Raw genomic sequence first — 23,097 nt, forward strand, 5'->3', positions numbered from 1 at the left:
ATAAGCTAGCTTATTTGAATATCAAAAAGTAATTCAGAAGAAAATAAAGCGAATATTTTTATGTGTTTATCAATAAAAGTTCGTGTTTTGTATTGAAGCTCCTGAATAAGTCTGCTATAGTAGCACAGTAATTATTATAAATAGTAACTCGTATATTTTCGGTAATATGGTCCGAACGTTTCTACCTGGTTCCCATTGAATGAACTAGACTACGAGTTGAAGTGTGGTGCTGCTTTTTTAGTTTATCAGGTGATTGTTCGGATTTTGCTTGATTCTCCATGCTTTGACTTTTTTAGGTCTAGAAGGTAGAGACATCCTGCCATTCTGGGCCTTTTCCTATGGTCCAATTATCGAAGGTATCCAACACCAAGGGGGAAAAAGAATGTCAAAAGCATCAAGAACCATAATTGCTGTACTGTTATTAATTGTTTTTGCAGGGTGCAGCGCGTCTACAGAAGGGGAAGCCGAACAAAAAGAGGAAAAGCAGCCGATCTTAGTTCAAGGTCCTATGCCGATCGAAGCTGAACAATTCGCTGAACGTCTTGATGATGTAGAGGAAGAGAAGTCTGGAACGTTTGTATTTTACAAAGGCACCGTAGATGATTACCCGGTGATCGTGGCTAAAACTGGGAAAGGTATGGAGAATACCGCAGCAGCAACCGCTTTGGCTATTGAAAAATATGACCCGGCAGCCATCATAAATCAAGGTACATCCGGAGGACACGATCCAGATTTAGAAGTATATGATATTGTTTTAGGGGAAAGAACGACCAACATCGGGGCTTTAAAAACAGGGGACAGGGATGAAGGAGAAGGCATCGAGCCGACAAATTGGATTCCTATGGATCTAATGGCCTCAGAAGGAAGTGCGGGGGAGGATCCTGACGCTGAGAATATCCGATACTACGATGGTGATCAAGATCTACTTACAGCTGCTCAGCAAGTAAAAGACACCCATGAGGAAGGTAAGGTAGTAGAAGGAACAATCGGTTCAGCTGACCTTTGGAATAATGAAGTTGATCGGATCCAGTGGTTCCACGAAAAGTATGAAACCTCTGTAGAAGAAATGGAAGGGGCTGCTGGAGCCCAAATTGCGGATGCATATGAAGTACCTTACTTAGGCATTCGTATATTATCTAACAATAAAGTTAACGACGGCGAATACGACCCTGACACAGCGGAAGCGAACCAGGAATATGTGTATGAAGTCGTGAAAGAATATATTTCAACTACAGACGGAGAGTAATGTAAACAAGCTAGGGACCAGCTTGGAAGAAAAAGCTGGTCCCTGCTTAATTTAAAATTTTGGAAATAGCGATGATCAACGCCACCCGTATAAGGGCTGGCGTTTTTTAAAATTTCTTGTACATCTAGCAGTACAGCCTGCAGCGACTGTTTTTTAAAAAGAGGACATCCACCGACCGTTATCGAAATAGTGAAAAGAGTAGCGTAAAGCATGAAAATTGGAGGAGAGCTTATGAATATCAATAACCAGTTTAAAGTCATTTGGTGGGTGTTTCTTTTGATCTTTTCCGCTTTGGTCCTCATGTCAAGGTATGACTATTTGACATCAGCTGATGCCCAGACTTTCGACTATTTGATTTTTTGTTTATTTATCGTTCTGGCGTTCATTCCTTTTTTCGCAGAAATGAGTCTGTTCGGGCTTTCTTTTAAAAAAGAACTAGAAGAGGTGCAGGAGGAAATGACTGAAGCGTTGAATGAAATCAAATTGATTCTCAACACTACCAATAGTAATAACCTGTACTTTTCAAGTGGATTACCTGAAGGTCAATTGAAACAGTTGGAAAAGTCGATACTAGCTGAATCTCCCAAAAATTTTACGGCCCAGCACCAACCCGTTGATCGTCTCAATGAGTCGCTGATAAGATTATTTGAATTAAGGCGCAGCCTGGGGAAGGAATTAAAGTCTATAGTTAGGGAACATATAGGTGAATCAGTTGAATTCATTGGAACACCAGAGGCTGCAGACGTACTTGTAAAAAATAAATTGATCGGGATCCCTGAAAGTCAGGCCATTAATGAAATTCATAGAATTACGACAAAAGCCCTCTATGCAGAAAAAATCTCGGCTGGTGAGGTCGACTTTTGTTTATCCGTGGCACCCGGAATCATTAAACAGTTACGAGCAAATCGTCGAAAAAAAGGAATTTAACAGTAGATATCGAAATAGTTGTTAAGTAGAAGAAGGAGGAATTCATCATGAAATACATGCGTTTTAAAAAAGACGGCGAAACTTATTTTGGCGTGGTAAAAGGACATTCCATCACTCAGCTTGATGGGGATTACATAAAGGGAGAAACACGCCCTCTTGCAACAGAATTTTCTTTGGAGGAAGTAGAAGTGCTGACGCCGGTCGTACCGGGACAGGTTATCGGCATCGGCTTGAATTATGAGTTGCATGCTGAAGAAACAGGTAAACCGATTCCTGAAGAACCGATGATGTTCATGTTGTCACCAAGCGCTGTAACGGCTCATGATACTGATATTGTTCTTCCAACAACAGAGCATCGCATCGATTATGAGGCCGAACTCGTGATTGTTATAGGAAAAGAAGCGAAGCATGTGAAGAAAGAAGATGCGTTTTCCTATATCTTCGGCTACACGGTAGGAAATGATGTTTCTGATCGGCACCTGCAGAAAAAAGACGGCCAGTATACACGTGCAAAATCATTCGGAACGTTCAAACCGCTCGGCCCTGTCATTGAAACTGAATTGAATCCGAACGAGTCTGCGATTAAGCTGACATTAAATGGGGAAGTGAAACAGCAGTCCAATACAAACGATTTGATTCATGATATTGCAGAGCTTGTCTCAAAAGTGACGGAGGTCATGACATTGAATCCTGGAGATGTTATTTATACCGGAACGCCGTCTGGTGTAGGTCCTCTCTCTCCTGGAGATATAGTGGAGGCTGAAGTGGATGGGATCGGCGTACTGCGTAATACGGTAAAATGATCAGGTGATTTCAAGGAGGGCCTAGAATGCAGCTTATGATGTGGTTCCAGGCATTCGTTTATTTACTGCTGCCTTTATTTTTATTATATAGGGTAGTTAAAAATGACTATACGAGTCAAAGACTATGGTTTATAGAATGGTTGTCGACCGCTGCTTTCATAGGGTTTCTGTTTGTCGTCGGACCATGGCACATATTCTTTTATTACTTCCGATACATATGGATTCTTATTTTTATCGTCGTATCGATTGTTTCTTTTAAAAAGATCAAAAAGATTCCTAAGAGAGGACCCAAACACGATAAGAGTTATAAATTTTCAATTGGAATCAGTGCCGTTCTAGCTGTTTACTTCGGTTTTATCATGATCGTCGGCTTATCAGGATATTTTCAGAAAAGCGGTGAGGAGATTGCACTCGATTTTCCTTTAAAAGACGGTGTCTTTGCGGTGGGACATGGGGGTTCTACGACGACAGTTAATTATCATGCTTCCCATCCAAATCAGCGATATTCTTATGATATTCTGCAACTGAATGGATGGGGACTGAGGGCCGAGGGAATTACTCCATCAGAGCTTGAAAAATACGAGATTTATGGAGCTAAGCTTTACAGCCCCTGTGCAGGAAACGTACTTTCTGCTGTTGATGGATATGAGGATATTCCTCCATTGCAATCAGATATCGAACCTGAAGAACCTGCTGGCAACCATGTTATTCTTTCATGTGAAAATGCTGAAATTCACATCGCTCACTTCAAACCTGGTACAGTCGAAGTTCAAGAAGGACAGGACGTAGATACCGGAGATGTACTTGGCGAAGTAGGAAATACCGGGAATACGACAGAGCCTCACTTGCATATTCATGCGGAGAGAGATGGAGAAGGGGTGCCAATTACGTTCAATGACCGGTTTTTAAAAAGGAATAGTTTAGTTTTCAACTAGTGTGACGTATAACAATGAGCTCTTTGGTTCTTATCCTCGGCTCTGGTGGCGTAAGGGCATTTATTTATAATATTCCCTATTCTTGAAGACCCAGGTTCGGCGTGTTTAGGTAGTTTCCGTGACTAAAAAATAGTGCTTGAAGGTCCGGGAAATCACTCGCCGCCCTGATCCACTTACCAAATGTATCCAAATCAAGCCTTCCACTATCCTTATATATTGTTGAACAACTCTTTTATAAACATTAACAACCACTTTTAATATAGCCAAAAGATTATAAAGTACTGCCCTTCCATTATCAGCTGTGAACTGACGAATGGTGGGGCGGTTTTATTATTATTTAAACATACATTGATAGCGAGACCAGGAGGACTTTAATGATAGAACGTCTTTATGGAAGAATATTATACGATATAATTATGTAAATTGGAAAATTAAAGGAGGTTGTTGATCGGTAGAATAAGGTGTTTTATGTGAAAGAGAAGAATAGATTTTTTAGAAACTACTGAGGTGGAGGAGGGTATTGTGAAGAGTAACTATTTATTTCGTGAGTTTTTAAATGAATATTTAGAAGTGTGGAGACAATCGTCATTTACAAGATAAAAGAGATGCTTTCTGAAAGTTATAAAGCCAGAGAGATTGCTGGTGGAGATGTCGTAGACTTTGGATATGAGGAGGCTTTAGGCGGTTGGAAACAAGGTTTTCAATTTGCTGAAAATCAACCTTGTACTTGGGATCTCAGAGAAATCGCGGTAATTCCTGTAAAAGATAATGAAGTCATGGCGATTGTTTCAGCTGATTTAGTGATGGAGGGAGATCGTTCACAAACCGTTAGCTTATTTTTTCAAACATTCAAATTTACCAATGATCACGGGTGGAGATTGATTAGAAGTTACATAGAAACGGGCGTTCATATTTCGAACCTGAAGGACATGTCATTCCAGTATACTCATTTATAATAGTTTAACAAAACCACGCAAAACGGAGGGGTTATTCGTGGGGGTTAATAGCGGGATTCGTGTTCTTGATTGAAAATCTATCCAATTATCGGTAGCATTAGGAGATATCATGAATTAGATAGAAGTAGACGAACTCAAGTGACTCAAGACAATGATCTTCCGTTCGCCTGTCTGGAATAGGAGGATGAAAATGCGGAACCGTTTCTTACAACATGTATACATATTTTACTCACTGGTTTTTTTATTGAATGTCATTCACGTCTTTTGGCCAAACCCTGTTCTTTATACGGTAATCGGTGTGGCAGGAATGGTCATGATTGTCATAAGTGTTCCTCGAGCTGATCGTGTGTTCAAAATACTTGGAGGAATTCTTCTTGCAGCTGGAAGTTTCTTTTTTATTTCCAGTGGAGTATCGGCTGGAAAAATTCCGGCTTTTTTTGCAGGAAACGTTGGGTTGTTATTCCTTCTGTCGATGCTACCATGGATGAACAGTGTCGTTAAGGCAGGTAGGTATAATAAGTTGCTTCACGCTCTGCTTCAGGGGAACGGCAATCGTTCTCTCGGACCTTTGTATGTGCGCAGTGAAGCAACGATGGTATCTTTGGCCGCTTTTCTTAATTTGTCCTCCGCCACGATTTCTCAGGACTTATTGATCAATCAGCTGAAGCATGTGAAAACGAAAGTTAGGAACAGCTTTGTTGCTATGACCACACTCCGAGGGTATTCCCTCGCTTTACTTTGGAGCCCTCTTGAGATTTTGTTAGCGACTTCGATTTTCATCACAGGTGCGAATTATTTAGTCGTCTTGCCGTGGATGCTGCTCATCGCTTTGTTTGGAATTATGATAGATGCTGGAATAGGGAAATGGCTATTCCGTAACTATGAATTGGAAGAACAGACTTCTGTTATAAAGAGTCTCAGCGATCATAAAAAGAAACTGGGTGGATTTCTACTGGCGCTTGTTTTATTTCTGGTCGTCGTTGTCTTTCTGGTGAATGTCATCCAGTTTGATTTCTTATTTGCCGTTACTATTGCCATCTTTCCATTTGCTTTTTTGTGGGCCGTTCTCTTGAAACGGAAAAGTAGCTTTCTTACGATCGGTTGGCCTACATGGAAAAAACAGACGAACCACCTCAGCAATTTTATCGTTCTCTTATTAGCTCTGTCATTTTTGACCGAGTCACTGAACGTTTCTCCATATCTGGAATACTTGCAGAATCCAATCATCGCTCTAGAAGGACATCCATTGTTGATCATGCTATTCATTCAAGCTGCGTTTCTAGTAATGACACTACTAGGCGTACACCCTTTGGCAACTATGGGGATTTTTGGAGGGATTAGTGAGTTATTGATGGGAGCTTTGCCTCCGGTCACGCTTACGATTCTGCTTGCAAGCACGGCAATAGCTACTGTGCCGTCTGCTCCTTATGGACTAATTGTCACTTTGACGTCTGTCAGTTTACGGATGAATCCATACAAAATCGTTATGAAAAATCTTCCGCACAGTCTGGTGCTTGGTTTTCTAGGAATACTTGTCGCTTGGTTTACGCTGCAGATCTACTGATGTGTACTTATTATAAGAAATATAGTTAAGTATTCAATAGAATAAAAAGTTACCTTTCGTAAAGCTGTAAACATAAAATAAGTCTTCTCCCCCTTTTGACGAGGGGAGAAGACTTTTTATATGGTCGGGCCACGATCGAGGCGGATGTTTCTGCTACATATACCAAACTTCATTGTTCGTTGAAGAAATAGCAACAGCGCCAGCTTGTAGTGCTGTGACGACATCTTCTTTCTCACAAACTAATCCACTGGCTATAATCGGGGTATCAATCTTGTCTTTGACCCAGCCGATCGCTTTCGGCATCATACCTGGAAGTATTTCAATAAAGTGAGGGTTGGAGTTTGCGATTTGTTTATCCATGCTTCGAAATGACATGGAATCGACTAAGAAAAAACGGTGGACTGTATAAAAACCGTAGCTTCTTGCGGCGTGAACCATTTGAGCTTTCGTACTGATGATGCCGTCCGCATTCGTGCTTTCTTTTAGGAATTGCAGGGCGACTTCTTTATTGGAGGTGCCTTCAAGAAGGTCGATATGGACAAAAGCCAGCTTATTATGAGCTTTCACTTGGTCTACGATGTCACCGACATTGATAATATCACTATTTAAGATGAAGATGATGGTGCAGTCTGTCTGGATGGCTTCTTCTAATCCTTTTTTATCTTTGACTGCGGCAATGACCGGATTTTCTGCTAGGACGTCTTCCACTTGTTCTCTCATAATAATCTCCTTATCCTATTTTTAGTATTTCCATAACCTATTATATAGGAGATGAAAGAGGTTGGAAAATTTAACGGGTTTAATAGGTAATCTGTCGAAAAAGGCAGAATAATAGAACAGGGGCGGTTGACAGTTTGAGAAGGTAACCCTATACTATTAACAGTTAAAGTTACTAGAGCCGAGAGAAAAGTAACTTCCCCTGGGGGAAGTATGCTTTTCTCTCTTTTTTTTGCTCTTCATTGTAAGGAATGGGAGGGAATACAGAAAATGAATATAACAGACTTCACGATGGACTTCTTTTCTCTCAAAGGCCAGACGGCCCTCGTCACTGGAGGAAACTCAGGACTAGGGCGCGCTTTTTCACTGGCTTTAGCTAAAGCAGGTGCGGACGTTTTTATTCCGAGTCTGACCGATGATGACGGCACGACGAAAAAGCTGATAGAAAAAGAAGGACGCCGCATGGAATTCATGCAGGTGGATATTACGGAAGACGGAGCGGCTAAGCGCGTCGTTGAGACATGCATTGAAACGATGGGTGCGCTTGATATTGTCGTTAATAGTGCAGGTCTTAATAAAGTAGCGGATTTTGAGGAATTCAACAGAAACAAGTGGGACCCGATGATCCAAGTGAATTTGACTGCTTCGTTTGAAATGAGTCATGAAGCTGCAAAGACTATGATGCCGAAGCGCCGCGGGAAGATTATAAATATTTGTTCAGTGTTTTCTTTTCAGGGAGGGCAAGGGTCACCAGCTTATGCAGCAAGCAAGCATGGGGTGGCTGGATTAACGAAAGCTTATTGTGATGACCTTGCTTCTTATAACATTCAAGTGAATGGCATCGCACCAGGGTACTATGCGACAGAGTTAACTAAAGAGACGAGGAATGATCCGAAGACAAACCAAAAAGTGCTGGACCATACGCCTGCCAATCGCTGGGGAGAACCTGTGGATTTAATGGGAGCCGTTGTATTTCTGGCAAGTGGAGCTTCCGATTATGTAAATGGTCACATTTTATCTGTAGATGGCGGCTATCTCGTCCGGTAGGAATTTTTCTTTGCTTTTAGTGAAAGGAAGGTGAGGACTGCATGAAATATATTATTGGAGTCGATGGCGGCTCCCAAAGTACAAAAGTGGTGATTTATGATCTCAAAGGCAAGGTCGTAAGCGAAGGAAAGAAAGAACTGCAGCCTATGAGTTTACCGAGACCTGGACTTGTTGAGCATCCAGATGACGACTTATGGGCGTCTTTAGTGGATGCCAGTCAAGAAGCTATGAATAGCTTCCCTGGTGAAAAGGAAGATATTATCGGTCTTGGACTTTGCACCATTCGATTCGTACGATGCCTGTTGAAAGAAGATGGGACGCTTGCAGCCCCGGCGATGAGCTGGATGGACGAGCGAGTCTCAAAGCCTTATGAACATACGAACCACTATACGGCTTACGTTACGACGTCTTCGGGATACATTACGCACAGACTGACAGGTGAATTCAAGGATTCATCAGGAAATTATCAAGGTTTGTGGCCGATCAATACGGATACTTGGGATTGGAGCGAAGATGATGAAGTCTTCAAGAAATACAACATCCCACGCCACATGCTGTTTGATCTTCAGAACCCTGGTACCATTCTCGGCTGTGTGACAAAAGAGGCAGCAGAAGCAACAGGTCTTCCTGCTGACATTCCTGTAATTGCTACTGCTAATGATAAAGCGGTCGAAGCCTTAGGAGCCGGCATGTTATCTGATCAATCCGGGCTCATCTCCTTGGGGACATATATAGCAGGTATGGTTCATGGGCGCGAGAACCCGAGAGACGCCACTCATTTTTTTCCGAATTTTGCTGCGGTTCCACATGAATATTTATATGAAAGCAATGGAATTCGAAGGGGGATGTGGACTGTTAGCTGGTTTAAAGAGTTACTCGGGGAAGAGTTGACGAAACAGGCAGAAGCCTTGAAGGTATCACCCGAAGAATTTCTAAATAAAGAAGCTGCAGAAACTGTACCGGCTGGCAGTGATGGGTTAATGACAGTACTCGACTGGCTTTCTACAGCTGATGAGCCTTTTAAAAAAGGGATGATGATCGGTTTTGACGGCCGTCACAGTAGAGCCCATATGTATCACTCTATTCTAGAAGGCATCGCTTTAACGATGAAGATGAATATGGATGCCATGTGTGAGGAACTCGATATAAAACTCGATAACATCGTCATTACCGGCGGAGGATCGAATGGCGATCTGATGATGCAGATTTTTGCCAACGTATTCGGCATAGAGGCAAAGCGGAATTCGGTTAACGGATCAGCGAGTCTCGGGGCTGCGATCAACACCGCAGTGGCTCTTGAAGTGTACAACACTTATGGAGAAGCTATCGATCAGATGGTGGAGGTGAGTGATACGTTTACCCCGGAAGAAGATAAGCATGATTTTTACACGCGGTTTAACAAAGAAGTGTATCAACAAATTTCAGCTCATACTGATGGTCTCTTGAAAAAAGCTCATGCCTTTTTAAATGAATAATGAGAGATGTCTACTTAAATTAAAAAATTTATTGGTAAAGGAGTTTTATAAATGGGATTAACGAAAGAACACATCATTAGCGAATTGAAAGCAATCGTATCAGAGGACCAAATCATTACAGATGAACAAGTCTTAAAAGAGAACAGCGTAGACCGTTTCCGTAAATATGAAACCATTCACGGCGTGTACACGCAGCCGCTTCCTGCAGCAGTAGTAAAGGTGAAAAACGAACAAGAGGTAGCTGATCTTCTGAAGTTTATGAATGAAAACAACATCAATGCCGTGCCGAGAACTGGCGGTTCTGCTACTGAAGGCGGCCTTGAGACAGTTGTTGAGAACTCTCTTGTCATTGATGGATCCGCTATGAACGAAATTGTAAGCATCGACGAGTATGACATGCTTGCGACAGTGAAGTGCGGCGTGCCTTTAGAAGAACTAGAAGACAAATTGCGTGAACAAGGATTAACAACGGGACACTCTCCGCAATCGAAGCCGCTTGCACAAATGGGAGGGCTTGTAGCCACACGAAGCATCGGGCAGCTGTCTACGTTATACGGCGGTATTGAAGACATGGTGATTGGCGTTGAAGCGGTGTTCCCTAACGGAGAAATTACGAAAATCAAAAATATCCCTAGACGTGCAGCTGGCCCGGATATTCGCCACGTCATTATTGGAAATGAAGGCGCGCTTTGTTATATCACGGAAGTGACCGTGAAAGTTTTCCAATACAAGCCTGAGAACAATCAGTATTATGGCTATCTTTTAGACGATATGAAATCCGGATTTGAGATTCTTCGTGAAGTGATGGTACAAGGTTATCGCCCATCCGTAGCTCGTCTGTACGACCCTGAGGACGCAGCGGACCACTTTAATTTTGCAAAAGGGAAGTGTGTATTGATATTCATGGCGGAAGGACCAAAGTCCATAGCTGAAGCGACAGGAAAAGCGATCGAAGATATCGTTGCTGAATTTGCAGAGAGTGAGCGTGTGGAAAGCCATTTGATTCAGAATTGGTTCGAAAACTTGAACTGGGATCCTTCAAAAGTCAGTGAAGAAAGACAAGAAATCAAGGAAACGAACAACATTGGGTTTACGACTGAAGTTTCTGGTTCATGGGGTGTCATTAACGACATTTATGAGCGCTGCATCAAGCGTGTCCGTGAGGAAATTCCTCATATTACGATGCTTGGCGGTCACTCTTCCCACAGTTACATGAACGGTACGAATATGTACTTCGTCTATTACTATGATCTCGTTGATATTAAGCCTGAGGAGGAAATTACGAAGTACCACTATCCGATCAATAAGATCATCGTTGAAGAAACGATTGCGGCGGGCGGATCCATGGTACACCACCACGGAGTCGGGAAGCACCGTACGCCTTGGATCAAAGACGAGTATGGATCTTCTTATTATATTTTAGAAACGTTGAAAAAAGCTTTTGACCCTAATGGAATTATGAATAAAGGAACGATTTTTCCAAAAGAAGATTAATAGAGATGATTGAAAAATACAGCATGCTGTCGAGCTCAGGGCTCACACCCCTGTCTCTGCAGCACCCTGTATGATTGTTTCCTGATAAGGAGAAAGAGACCTTTTTTCCATAAAGATGGTCTCTTAAAATGAAAACGATTTAATATGGACGTGTGACTTCCAAACGGAAAGGATACGTGCACATCAAATTTACATCACCAAGGAGGAAAAATGTGAAGAATCTTAAATCAATTCGTCCGCTGGTATTCTTTCCAGCCTTTATTTTACTTTTAATTACCATTATCCTTAACTTTGTGAATTACGACTGGTTTCTAAGCGTGACCACCACGGCTCAAAACTTTATGACCCAAGAAGTAGGCTGGGTCTTCAGTCTGGCTGGAGTAGGTTGTGTGGTACTGATCATTTTTGCATACTTTTCACCTTTAGGTAATGTGAAAATCGGAGGAAAGGAAGCGAAACCTTTACTTAAAAAGAAAACGTGGTTCGCGATTACATTAACGACAACGATTGCCGCAGGTATTTTATTCTGGGGAACTGCAGAGCCTATATCTCACTTAACTGCCCCTCCTGAATCCCTGGGAATTGAACCTATGTCAGCGGAAGCTGCGATTTTCGCTATGGAGACGCTGTATCTGCACTGGACATTCATCCCATATGCCTTCTATTCTGTTCCGACCATTGTATTTGCGTTTGCTTACTATAATATGAGACGTTCATTTAGTGTAGGCGCTCAAATATCACCGGCTCTTAGAAACTATAACCAGGATAAAATTAACGGTATCGTTGATGCAGTCATTCTCTTTGCGGTTGCTGCCGCCATATCGTCTTCCTTTGGAACGTCTGTTATGAATATGGGGGGCGGCATCAATTCATTAACCGGTATTGATAATGATCGGGCGCTATGGATCGTCATTACGATTATTGGTACAATAGCTTTTATTATCTCTTCCAGTACTGGACTGATGAAAGGTATTCGAGTTCTAGCTGACTTTAATATTTATTTGTATTATATTATTATTGCTGCGCTGATTATTTTAGGTCCGACCGTATTCATGTTCAGCATGGGGACAGAAAGCTTCGGCGGCTTCTTGTCCAACTTCTTTGAGAAAGCATTATTTACAGGCGGAACAGCAGAGGACACCTGGGCAAGCGGATGGACGACCTTCTACTGGTCCAACTGGATGGCCTGGGCACCTGTAACAGCCGTCTTCCTAGCCAGAATCGCTTATGGTTACACAGTTAAAGAAGTTATCATGATGAACTTTGTTATTCCTGGATTTTTCAGTGTCATTTGGATGACTGTGTTAGGCGGTACAGCGATCAACTTCCAAATGACAGGAAAAGTTGACATTGCGGCAATTATCGAGGAACAAGGAACAGGAGCAGCCGGCTATGCCGTCTTAAGTGAAATACCATTCGCGGGCGTTCTTATCGTTCTTTATTTACTAGCTGTTATGATTTCTTTTGTTACAGCGACTGACTCGACAACGAACGCGATGGCTAGTATCAGTGCCACTGGAATTACTGAGGGTGCTCAAGAGGCGCCCATATTCATCAAAATCACCTGGGGTGTCATCGTCGGAGCCGTAGCTTTGATTTTCATTTCCACACTCGGCATCGACGGTATTATGACGTTATCTTACTTAGGCGGATTTCCGGCCTTGTTCTTAGGGATACTGAGTATTCTTTCATTAATTGTCATCATGAGACAGCCGGCTAAGTTCGATCGTCACCTCCAGCAAGAAAAAGAAAGAAATTCAGCATAAAACAAAAACCAGCTCTCCTGCGCAGGAGAGCTGGTTTTCTGTATTAATACAAGTAGACCAATGATGTTAACGCGGTCGATAAACCCTTAGTTGATCATACGGATTCCGCAGATTTTAGGTAGATCAATGAAAAAGAGATTAAAATTATCCTTCAGCTGTCCATGACCATTAATCAGCTGCACGCCTGTTTCAATTTCGCGACCTGATCATCATAGTATTCCCGGTCCAACCTTTCAAGTTGATCATCATCGACAGATCTCATAATATATTGACCAAATTCCCAAACGTCTTTCTTGATGGCTTCGCGGTTAACGAGCGCTATTTTATACAAAGCTTCTAATATACCAGTCATGACAGAGATATCATGCTTTCCATAAATTCTCATCTGGTAAAAGCTTTTATATAAATATTCCCTATAAGATAAAGGCTCTAATATGATGCGGAGTTCATCTTCGTCATCGGCATAATAACGGATCGGCTCATACACTTCTCCTAACTCAGCTAGCAGCGATCCAATGCGGTTGATGCAGTTGATAGCTGTATGAGGATCATTGATGCTCGGAGAAATAGCCTTTACGGAGATTTCTACCAGCTTTTGCAGGGAGAACTCGATATCCTGCAGATCTGTCCGTTCGTTTCCAAGCCATACATATCCTTCTCCCCACTCTTCCTTGATTTTTGTCTTTTCTTCAGACCAATAGTAGAAAAGCGGCATCCCTTTTTGAACATAAGATCCGACAAAAAAATTTGCTTCTAATAATACGTTGTGCTGTTTAGCCCACTTAATCAAAGGCTGCATCATGACTCCTTGCGTATATCCTGAACGCTGGGCATAGATGGCACGTTTTTCATGTCTTTTTCGATGGTTAATAGCTTCTTCCTCCCATTCAGTTCTCTCAATGTAATCTTTTTCCCGGTAGGTTTTGTGGATGACTTTGGAAGTGCTTGAGCGGATTTGTCCAATCAAGTTATTCACTTGCACGAAGCGGGACGAGTGGTGAATGAATAACACGAAAAACCCTAAACATATGATGGCTACGACAGCGGTTATAAAAGGGCTGAGCAACGCTTTATTCTTTTCTTCCCCCAAGAGAAGCAGCGTAATTAATACATACACAATTCCAAAAGAATAAACGCCCAATACGTGCTGTGTCACCCGGCTTCTCATAAAATCCTGCAGAGTACGTGGAGAGAATTGGGTCGTATACGTTGTCAATACGACCATGATTGTTGAGAAACTGATGGTCGTCATTGTCAAAATTCCTGTTATCAAAGCTCCGTACATTGCCTGTGCTGAACTATTATCCATTAAAAAGATTGCCGGAATATTTTCTTTAATTGATGGTGTCATCCATAAGTCTATCATCGTGACCAGTGAAACGCTGAGAATAGCGAATAAACTATATATGACGGGAAGAAACCAAAAACTATCTCGCAGGTGTACCCATGTTTTTTCTTTGTTCATACCTGACTCACCTTTTCCTTCGTAAACTGATTTTTATAAGCTTCCCTAGTTTGCACGAAGTTTCCTCAACTCGCAATGATTTCAACGTTATGCTAAATTTTTACACGGTTTTCTTTTATCATTGGCCAATTGCTCTTAATGTATGATTGAATGCCGCATGAAAGACGGTGGGAAGAGACTTTCTCCAAACGTTCAGCCTCCTTTACGTTTAATGTAGAGAAAAGAAGGAGAAAGAAGATTACACTAATGAATCTGACAAAGATTAGAGGAGGCACTTCCAATGGATGAATGTACAATCTCACAACCATTCCAATTGAAAGATAAAAGAACGACATTTAAAAACCGGATTGTTAAATCTGCGATGAGTGAGGGACTCGCTTCAAAAGGTCATCTTCCAGATATTTCGATGTTCCGGCTGTATGAAGCCTGGGCAAAGGGCGGAGCGGGTTTGGTCATTACCGGGAATGTAATGGTCGATAGAAGTGCCCTTGGAGAACCACGCAATGTAGTGTTAGAAGATGATGAACATTTGGATTCCTTTAAAAAGTGGGCGGAAGCAGGGACGCAGAATGATACCCATTTGTGGATGCAAATCAATCATCCGGGCAAACAGGTGATCAAAGGGGTGACTAAAGAAGCTGTAGCTCCGTCTGCCGTAAATTTTGATCCTAAGCTACAGCGTTTTTTTCCGAAAAGCAGAGCTCTTACACAAAATGAAATCAAAGAGATCATTGGTCGGTTTGCCACGACCGCTAAGCATGCCCAGCGTGCGGGTTTCACGGGAGTGCAAATTCACGCTGCTCATGGATATTTGATCAGTCAGTTCCTTTCACCCCGTCACAATCAGAGGGAGGATGAGTGGGGAGGACCTATAGCCAATCGGTTCAAGTTTTTGCGGGAAATTTACCAGGCCATTCGCACGGAAGTAGGTGAGGGTTTTCCGATAGGAGTTAAAATCAACAGTTCTGACTTTATGAAAGCGGGATTCAGCGAAGAAGAGTCCCAATTTGTCATTCAGGAATTAGATCGAATCGGTGTGGACCTTATCGAAATTTCGGGAGGGACGTATGAAAAGCCGAATATGACTGGAAAAAACGTGAAGCCTTCCACTTTAGAACGTGAGGCTTACTTCCTGGCGTACGCCGAACAGCTAAAAAAGAAAACAGATATCCCTCTTGTTTTGACCGGAGGGTTCAGGACACGAGCCGGCATGAACCGAGCTTTGAGAGATGGGGCGACCGATTGTATTGGGCTGGCAAGGCCGATGGCGGTATACCCTGATTACCCGAACCGATTGTTTCAGAATCGTGCTGGGGCTATTTCAATTTCTCCTATCAAAACTGGAATTGGCCTGATTGATGATAAAGCTCTGCTGGAATTGACGTGGTACAGTCAGCAGCTGGATAGAATAGGACAAGGAAAACCCACGAAGCCGGAATTCTCGCCGATCCTATCACTCATGCTTACCGTTGTAAAAAATGGGAGAGATGTTTTTCAGAAAAGAAGAGAATAAAAATGCTGTGTAAGCAGCTTGGCTACTATGAAGTATCTTTGTAACTATACCAAAGGCTAGCGCAGGGGCAAAGTAAATGTTGATAAATTTGCCCCCATGTTTTCGAGAGTGAATTTGTTCAGCTTTGAGAAAAAATCTCATGAAAAATTCCCTGAATATGTTTAATTAAAGTTTATTTAGGAGATTGTGTTGGGAATGAATTATTTTATCAATATAGAAATATAGAGGGGAGGAACTTTAATGAAAAAGAAAAACTTAATCGATTATAAAATTTTTGTACCGTCTTTATTGATCATCATTGCGATCAGTATACCTTTTGCCATGTATGAAGCAGAATCATTAGAGGTCCTGAACTCGACTTTCGATTACACAGCTGGGGCTATTTATGGTACGGATTGATCCTGGTGGCGGCGGGTCTGTTTTTATCATTCTCCAAATATGGTCAAGTCGTTTTAGGTGATCCGAAAGAAAAACCTCGATTTTCATTGTTCGAGTATGCCTCGATTCTCATAGCGATGGGGGTAGGATCCACCATCATGCGGACAGGGATGCTTGAATGGACGTCCGTAGCAAATGACCCTCCGGTTGGGGTCGAAGCTGGTTCCCCGGAAGCTCTCTTGTGGGGAAATGCATACAGCATGTTCCTATGGGGGTTTCAGGTTTTTGCGATTTTCGTTATGATCGCACCGGCCATGGGGTACATTCTCCATGTGCGAAAGAGACCGTTAATGAGGATCTCAGAAGCTTCCCGAGTCTTATTCGGTGATAAATTTACGGATGGACTCGGCGGAAAACTATTAGATATCATTTTTCTTATCAGTATATTAGCAGGAGCAGCTGTGACTCTTGGTCTCGGAGCACCGATTATTACGCACAACCTATCATCCCTGTTTGGAATCGAAGTAACATTCGGACTGACCTTGATTGTAACCATCATCTGGGTATTTATGTTTTCCATTAGTGCATACTTAGGAGTTGAAAAAGGAATCAAACGGTTAAGTACATTTAATATGTATTTGGCTGGTCTTTTTGCGATTTTCATCGTCCTGGCCGGACCAGGCGTATTCATTTTGGACTATTTCACTGAGAGTGTTTCTTTCTTGCTCTCTAATTATCTTGATATATCATTGAACACAGCAGCAGTGACGCCATCAGAAACGACACATATCCAGAGTAATACGGTGTTCTGGTTTGCTTATAGTGCGACGTGGGCGATGCTCCATAGTGTTTTTGCTGCAAAAATTTCCAAAGGAAGAACGATCAAAGAAATGATCCTTACGTACTTCCTTGCGCCGACCTTGATCTCCTGGATTGCGACAGGTGTCCTGGGAGGATTAGGGGTACACAGATACTTGTCCGGTGAGCTTGCGGTGCTAGATCTCGTCAAGGAGGGCGAGTCGATGGCTGCCATTCCTGAGATCTTATCCACTCTTCCTCTTGGGGGCTTGCGATTGTCATCTTTATGATTGTCGCATTGGTATTCTTGACGACTACCCTGGATTCGACGACGTATACGGTCGCAGCGTATACAAGTACGAGAGATATGAGTAAGTATGAGCCTCCTAAAATATTACGCATAGTTGTTGCCGGCGTCATTACTGCACTTGCACTTGTGCTCATGCGAATCGGTGGCCTTGCTCCGTTAGAAGTAATTTCAGGTTTGATGGGACTTCCGATTATCTTCATTCAATTCCTGTTGATTTATGCTGCCAAACGGATGATCGATCAGGATAAAGCTTGGAAATATAATATAAGAGAAGACTAAGATTAGAAGATAATCCACTCGTTAGTAAAAACTGGCGGGTGGTTTTTTCGGTGATGAAGACTAGCAGACTAGTAGTTCATAGAGGTAAAACTATGAAACGCATGTTAAAATAAACTAAAGAAACATGGTGAAAAAGGGGGGGAGAACATGCCGAAAAAAAAGAGTGAACCAAAATTCAAACGGGCTTTACTCGGTACTTTTTTTAAGTATATTCTCCCTATCATGTTACTGGCCGGTGTCATTCATACACTTTCTAATAGCACCATAGGCGATGGAGTATCCGATAATCTTACCAGTGGCAGCACAGATAATTTGTCTCAGGATGTCCTTCAATATGAAGAAACGGTGGACAAGTACGCAAAAGAAGAAGGGATTGAAGAACACGTTGATATTCTATTGGCCATCATGATGCAGGAATCCGGGGGGAAAGGCGATGATCCTATGCAGGCTTCTGAATCTCTTTGTGGTTCTGTAGGCTGTATCGATGACCCTGAACGATCGATACAGCAAGGTGTTTCTCATTTTGCTCAAACCCTGGATCAAGCTGATCAGGACGTGAAGTTAGCGTTACAGTCCTATAACTTCGGTTCTGGTTTCATCGATTTCGTCATGGAAAACGGCGGGGAATATACGCAGGAATTAGCGATAGAATTCTCCGCGATGAAGTATGATGAGTTAGAGCACACAGGTGATTACAGCTGTCTCCGTTCAGAAGCCGTCCAATATGATGCCTGTTACGGTGATATTTATTACGTAGATGCAGTACTGGGATATTATGATTCTTTGGATGGCAGTGAAGATGTCTTATAATTATGGAAAAGCGTTCAGAATAGTACCTCTGAACGCTTTTTTTGTTGCCGTGAAATTTCTGTGCCTGCTGTTTTAGTCGTCTAAGACTGAATCGTTCAAAGGTTTTTACGAATCGTCGGATTTTAAAAAATCTACCTGCTGAGGCTGCTTAATTTCCTTGCGTCCTGTATAGAATCCAGAGCCGAAACGCACAATAAGACCGCCTAATCAGAAAAGAAGGAGGAATGGAAATGAATATTGCGATTATGGGGGCTGGATTATCGGGACTGGCCTGTGCTTTGACTCTGGAAAAGTATGGATATGAAGCTGATATTTTTGAAAGGCGCGGGATGGTAGGTGATCGTTTTGTCATTGCCGAAGCGATGTTTTCCATGTTTCATACTCCTTATGATGATGCAATTAAATTTCTGTCTGAAACCCACGATATTCATTTGAAACCTTCTAGTAATATTCAAAAAATATACGTGCATTCTGAAAAAGAGTCATCTTATATCGAAGGCCATTTGGGATTTGTTAATATGAGAGGCAAACACTTGGAATCTTTTGAGAAGCAGATGGCCGCACAACTCAAAGGAAATATAAAGTTTAATCAAGAAGTAACCTACGATGAAATTTCTAAAGAATACACTCATGTGGTTATGAGTACCGGAGATGCGTTAGATACAAAAAAACTGCAGACATATGACACAGCGTTCAAAGCTTCTTTTAAAGGTGCAGTAGTTGAAGGGGATTTTAACCAGACAGAAGCCCATTCATTTTTTAACTACGAATATGCCCCTAAAGGGATGGGCTACATACTTTCTCATTCTGATCGTGAAGCGAGCATCGTACTCGTCTATCCTCAATACTCAGAAAATAAAGGTCTCGATAAAGAACAATTGTGGCAAAAGTTTTTGGCGGATTGCACTAAAAGATTAGATCAAGAATTCACATTAGTGAATGAATATTCTCTTGAGGATTACCGAATAGGCAAAACGGAAACTCCGAGGATTGGAAATACGTTTTTTGTCGGTAACTGCTGGGGATCAATTACTCCTGTATTCGGCTTCGGGCAATTTGAATCGATATTGACAGGGATTTATGCCGCTCATGATATCGTTGGAATAGGAAGCTATGAGAAGCTTGTTCAACCACTTTATCAGTCTTACCATGATTCTCTTACACTTCGCAGGATGATGGAGAAATTCGATAATAAACAACTTGATCGTATCACTAAAGCTCTAGATAACAAATTGGTTGAAGAACTTATCACTAATAAAAATATAAATGCATTAAAAATTCTGAGCAAGATCGTCCACCCGTTCAGCCGACAGTCTTAAGCGTGGAAAACTGAATGAAATAGTGATTAAAAACTTCTCTTTTAAGTAAGGATCTGTCAGAAGAGTTATTATACAAACTGGCAGGATAGTGGAAGACTTGATTTTGAGATAGTATGGGTTCGTTGCCGTGTTGATAGTCAAGGGTTGTTGGGAAGCTACTCGCTTTCCTGTGGGGTATCTGCTGTTCCGTCATCATGATGAGTGGAAGGTGGTTTTAGGAATGGACTCGCTTTCCGTGGGAGTGCGGTGAGCTTCCTCAGGCTGCCGCCTTCCGGGATCTCACCATTCACTCTCATCCCACAGGAGTCTCGCCCATTCCTAAAACCACCTAACTTATATTAAGAGACGGAACTAAGAAAAGAGAAGCAAAAAAAATCTTTTGTACCAACGTTTCCGCCGCCTCTCACTATAGATGTGCTTTCTCGAAATCGCCTGGATAAGAACTTTCACACTTATAGTGGGAGCATTAAACTCCAGTGCTCTGGTTATAGCATTTTAGTTTTAAAACTTCCTGCACTTCGAGGTAGTTCCAAGCGTTTTCTTGCATACATAAGTCCCGGTGGTTATCACTTAAAAACAGTTATTTTTTATGTGAAGCACCAACTAAGATGTTTCCGTTATCCTCACAAAAGCAAGAAGGTCCGGGAAATTGCGAGACTCCTATGGGAGAACAGTACATGGTGAGATCCCGGAGGGCGTCAGCCCGAGGAAGCTCACCGTACGCCCATGGAAAGCGAGTGATTTCCCGGACCTTCAAGCTCTATTTTTGTGGCGGAAACAGTCCGAACATCTCGAAACTGAGTCTTTTGTTGTTTTAATCCGAAATAAACCTTATAAATTATGGTGGAATTTATAATACAATTTCACAAGCAAATCGATATGGGTGTTGGAGTCCCTGTAATAGTAAGGAGCCAGTTACTTTTTGAGAGCTTCTTTCATATTTTTAACAAGTATACCTTTAGTATAGAATAAGCTTTAGATAAGAGGATTATCCACTGAAAAGCAGAAAGAGGTGTAAGATGAATATTTTATCGGGGACACCCTTTCAGGAAAGCGGAGGTTGGTCTGAAGGAAGTAAGGAAGCTGAAATTTACCGGTTGATGAATGGATCTTCGCATCCATATTCTTATCGCTACCCGGGTGAATTAAATTTTGAAATGACGTTACGCAATAGCATAGTTGAAAGCGCAAAAGCTATGCACCAAAGCGCTGCCTCATTTGCAACATTCGAAACAACACGTGTCAATCCTCAGTATTGGTATATGACAGAATTCGGAGGTTTTCGTTTAAGGCCAGGGGCCAGACCATCTGATGCGATCCGCGACATCTTTACCAACGGCTCTTATTATGGTTTCGAGTGTGCAGGTGCTATGCTCATCATTTATTATGATGCGGTTCTTCGTGTCTTGGGGGAGAGGACGTTCAATCAGTTGTTTCCGGATTTATTCATTTATAGCTGGCATGCGGACAGTGATCTTGGTATCCATCCCACGCGCACAATGAATTTTCTTCCGGGAGATGTCGTCTATTTTGAGAATCCTGATTTTGATCTGCGTACGCCTCATTGGAGGGGGGAAAATGCTGTGGTGCTCGGAGGTGGTCTTTACTTTGGGCATGGAATAGGAATTATGACGGCAGAACAGATGATCCAATCTCTAAATTCTACGAGACGCCCCGGTGCTTTTCAATCCGCGTACCTTTCGGATTTAGTAGTTAGACCGTCCTTCTCGTATTTAAGTAATTTTACAACAGGCATACGAAGCGCATCCATTATGAAACAACAGTCTGTAATCGTTCTTCATAATGAGGTTTCCATTCCACTTCCCCGGTATAGAATGTATCTTACTATGGTTCATTATCAGGGATAGTAAAATCTCAGGGGGCTGTCTAGACAACCCTCTGAGATTCATGATTACTATTTTGCTTGTGCTTCATCTTCATAGGAACGGTGAGAAGATTCTTCTTCAATCATCGAGTCTGATACATAGCTTTCGTAATGAACCACCCAAAACTTCATTAAGACTACATAGATGATAGCGGACGGTAGGAGTCCGATGAACCAGGCCAGATCTACATTGATAAAAGAAACGAGCGTCCCCGCCGAAATTGCAATGACAGCGGCCGGGTTCCAGCCTTTAAAAGCAGAAAACAGCTTATCCATTTCATATAATTTTTTTACGTGGTAGTTACCTTTGTGGATAACGTAATAATCTACGACCATAACCGCAAATACAGGGCCTAGAAATGCAGACACGACGGTGATGAAAGTAGTGAAATAGGCAGCATTCATAATCCACCACGGACATGTGAATACGCCAAGTATGCCGATGATAACGCAAGATTTTTCCCATGAAATCTTAAAAATGTCCATCGCTACAAAGACCGTAGGAGTAATATTAGCAACCAGGTTCGTCGTAATTTGCGCGAGGGCAATCACGAACAGTACGATAATGCTTGCCATGGTATTTGAAATGTATTGGGACATGATATCAACGGGGTTCCAAATCCCTACTGCTGCCGCGCCCAAAATTCCTACTAAAGGAAGCAGGATCATAGGGGGTACGATTCCTATAATATGGGACCCTACGAATGTTTTAGGGGAAATTTTCTTAGGGACGTAGCGTGTATAATCAGACACATTCAAAAATAATGCGGAAAATTGCCCTAGCAGTACAGTCATAGCCAGCCAAAAGGTAATGGACCAGGTGCCTTCAATAGAGGCGGTTTCTTGAAGCTGCAGCCCGAAAGTAGTGAGGAACAGGAAAATCATGTAGATAACGCCTAGCATGATGATAATTGCACCAACGATTTCAATCCACTTGATCGATTTGATTCCTTTAGCTGAAAGGTAAATTTGTAAAGCCTGAAAGGCGAAAAACCATACCCATACATTACTGAAACCAGCAAGATCCATGAAGATTTGGTTCAATGCCTGTGCGCCAAGCCACGTTTGCACACCGTACCAGAACAGAGCAGGGACCGCCCTTAATAAAGAAGGGAGCTTAGCACCGATCGGTCCAAACGAAGACCGGAGCTGGACGACCATCGGGATTCCGTGTTTCCAACCTACTCTGCCGTTGAGTGAAAAAAGTAAAGCAGCCAGGATGTTAGCTAAAATCAGCGCGGCGAAAGCCTGAAATAAATTGAGTTCCCCATACGGAGGAATCATGCTTGATCCAAGCATGAACGATCCGACCATAATAGCATCTCCCCACCACATAGCAATATAAGCTTTTGGTCCGAGGATACGGTGTTGGTCTTTAGAAATCGGTAATAAACTGACATTATTCATTTC

Annotated in this window: 17 protein-coding genes, 1 pseudogene and 1 riboswitch; of the genes and pseudogenes, 15 read left to right on the forward strand and 3 right to left on the reverse strand. The window is 42.2% G+C overall.

All coding sequences use genetic code 11. The features are described from left to right. Window positions 1-128 precede the first annotated feature (128 nt). A riboswitch (purine riboswitch) is annotated at window positions 129-232 on the forward strand. 150 nt (window positions 233-382) lie between these two features. From LF817_RS00800 to LF817_RS00825, 6 genes are all read left to right on the forward strand, one after another. Beyond that, a complete protein-coding gene (locus tag LF817_RS00800) occupies window positions 383-1,246 on the forward strand; it encodes a 5'-methylthioadenosine/S-adenosylhomocysteine nucleosidase (protein ID WP_253933853.1) in 864 nt (287 codons plus the stop codon). A gap of 231 nt (window positions 1,247-1,477) precedes the next feature. Continuing rightward, window positions 1,478-2,173 (forward strand): hypothetical protein, encoded by a 696-nt coding sequence (locus tag LF817_RS00805; RefSeq protein WP_253933854.1) that lies wholly within the window; start codon window positions 1,478-1,480, stop codon window positions 2,171-2,173. A gap of 47 nt (window positions 2,174-2,220) precedes the next feature. Continuing rightward, window positions 2,221-2,976, forward strand: a complete 756-nt coding sequence (locus LF817_RS00810) for a fumarylacetoacetate hydrolase family protein (protein ID WP_253933855.1) — start codon at window positions 2,221-2,223, stop codon at window positions 2,974-2,976. Between the two features lie 26 nt (window positions 2,977-3,002). Beyond that, the gene (locus tag LF817_RS00815) at window positions 3,003-3,911 is read left to right on the forward strand and encodes a M23 family metallopeptidase (protein ID WP_253933856.1); all 909 of its coding nucleotides are present in this window, start codon (window positions 3,003-3,005) and stop codon (window positions 3,909-3,911) included. A gap of 572 nt (window positions 3,912-4,483) precedes the next feature. Next, window positions 4,484-4,867, forward strand: coding sequence for a flavoprotein (locus LF817_RS00820; protein ID WP_253933857.1), 384 nt, complete (start codon window positions 4,484-4,486; stop codon window positions 4,865-4,867). A 190-nt stretch (window positions 4,868-5,057) separates the two neighbouring features. Beyond that, window positions 5,058-6,431 carry a hypothetical protein gene (locus LF817_RS00825; RefSeq protein WP_253933858.1) on the forward strand — a complete coding sequence of 458 codons (1,374 nt, stop codon included), beginning with the start codon at window positions 5,058-5,060 and terminating at the stop codon, window positions 6,429-6,431. 153 nt (window positions 6,432-6,584) lie between these two features. On the opposite strand, the gene LF817_RS00830 is transcribed toward LF817_RS00825, so the two are convergent. Continuing rightward, window positions 6,585-7,151, reverse strand: a complete 567-nt coding sequence (locus tag LF817_RS00830) for a glycerol-3-phosphate responsive antiterminator (RefSeq protein ID WP_253933859.1) — start codon at window positions 7,149-7,151, stop codon at window positions 6,585-6,587. 267 nt (window positions 7,152-7,418) lie between these two features. Between LF817_RS00830 and LF817_RS00835 the strand changes: the two genes are divergently transcribed. The 4 genes from LF817_RS00835 to LF817_RS00850 all read left to right on the forward strand — a co-directional run bounded on the left by LF817_RS00835 (window position 7,419) and on the right by LF817_RS00850 (window position 12,930). Further along, window positions 7,419-8,195 carry an SDR family NAD(P)-dependent oxidoreductase gene (locus tag LF817_RS00835; protein ID WP_253933860.1) on the forward strand — a complete coding sequence of 259 codons (777 nt, stop codon included), beginning with the start codon at window positions 7,419-7,421 and terminating at the stop codon, window positions 8,193-8,195. Between the two features lie 41 nt (window positions 8,196-8,236). Further along, window positions 8,237-9,670, forward strand: a complete 1,434-nt coding sequence (locus LF817_RS00840; protein WP_253933861.1) for an FGGY-family carbohydrate kinase — start codon at window positions 8,237-8,239, stop codon at window positions 9,668-9,670. 51 nt (window positions 9,671-9,721) lie between these two features. Continuing rightward, window positions 9,722-11,164 (forward strand): FAD-binding oxidoreductase, encoded by a 1,443-nt coding sequence (locus LF817_RS00845; protein WP_253933862.1) that lies wholly within the window; start codon window positions 9,722-9,724, stop codon window positions 11,162-11,164. Between the two features lie 212 nt (window positions 11,165-11,376). Next, window positions 11,377-12,930, forward strand: a complete 1,554-nt coding sequence (locus LF817_RS00850) for a BCCT family transporter (RefSeq protein ID WP_253933863.1) — start codon at window positions 11,377-11,379, stop codon at window positions 12,928-12,930. Window positions 12,931-13,102: 172 nt separating this feature from the next. Here the strand turns inward: LF817_RS00850 and LF817_RS00855 are convergent, their stop codons facing one another. Then, entirely contained in the window at window positions 13,103-14,395 is a 1,293-nt protein-coding gene (locus tag LF817_RS00855; protein WP_253933864.1) for a DUF2254 domain-containing protein, read from the reverse strand. A 280-nt stretch (window positions 14,396-14,675) separates the two neighbouring features. Here LF817_RS00855 and LF817_RS00860 point away from each other — a divergent pair, with 280 nt between their 5' ends. The 5 genes and pseudogenes from LF817_RS00860 (at window position 14,676) to LF817_RS00880 (ending at window position 21,670) form a co-directional block, all read left to right on the forward strand. Continuing rightward, a complete protein-coding gene (locus LF817_RS00860) occupies window positions 14,676-15,908 on the forward strand; it encodes an NADH:flavin oxidoreductase/NADH oxidase family protein (protein ID WP_253933865.1) in 1,233 nt (410 codons plus the stop codon). Window positions 15,909-16,148: 240 nt separating this feature from the next. Further along, window positions 16,149-17,673 (forward strand): annotated as a pseudogene (locus LF817_RS00865) (BCCT family transporter). 147 nt (window positions 17,674-17,820) lie between these two features. Next, a complete protein-coding gene (locus LF817_RS00870; RefSeq protein ID WP_253933866.1) occupies window positions 17,821-18,483 on the forward strand; it encodes a lysozyme family protein in 663 nt (220 codons plus the stop codon). 230 nt (window positions 18,484-18,713) lie between these two features. Further along, window positions 18,714-19,802, forward strand: coding sequence for an NAD(P)-binding protein (locus LF817_RS00875; protein WP_253933867.1), 1,089 nt, complete (start codon window positions 18,714-18,716; stop codon window positions 19,800-19,802). 1,019 nt (window positions 19,803-20,821) lie between these two features. Next, on the forward strand, window positions 20,822-21,670 hold the full coding sequence (locus LF817_RS00880) for a protein-glutamine gamma-glutamyltransferase (RefSeq protein ID WP_253933868.1): 849 nt from the start codon (window positions 20,822-20,824) through the stop codon (window positions 21,668-21,670). A gap of 47 nt (window positions 21,671-21,717) precedes the next feature. Here the strand turns inward: LF817_RS00880 and LF817_RS00885 are convergent, their stop codons facing one another. Continuing rightward, entirely contained in the window at window positions 21,718-23,094 is a 1,377-nt protein-coding gene (locus LF817_RS00885) for an NCS1 family transporter (RefSeq protein ID WP_253933869.1), read from the reverse strand. Between the last annotated feature and the right edge of the window lie 3 nt (window positions 23,095-23,097).

This window comes from Halobacillus sp. A1 (assembly GCF_024189295.1).
Lineage (GTDB): Bacteria > Bacillota > Bacilli > Bacillales > Halobacillaceae > Halobacillus_A.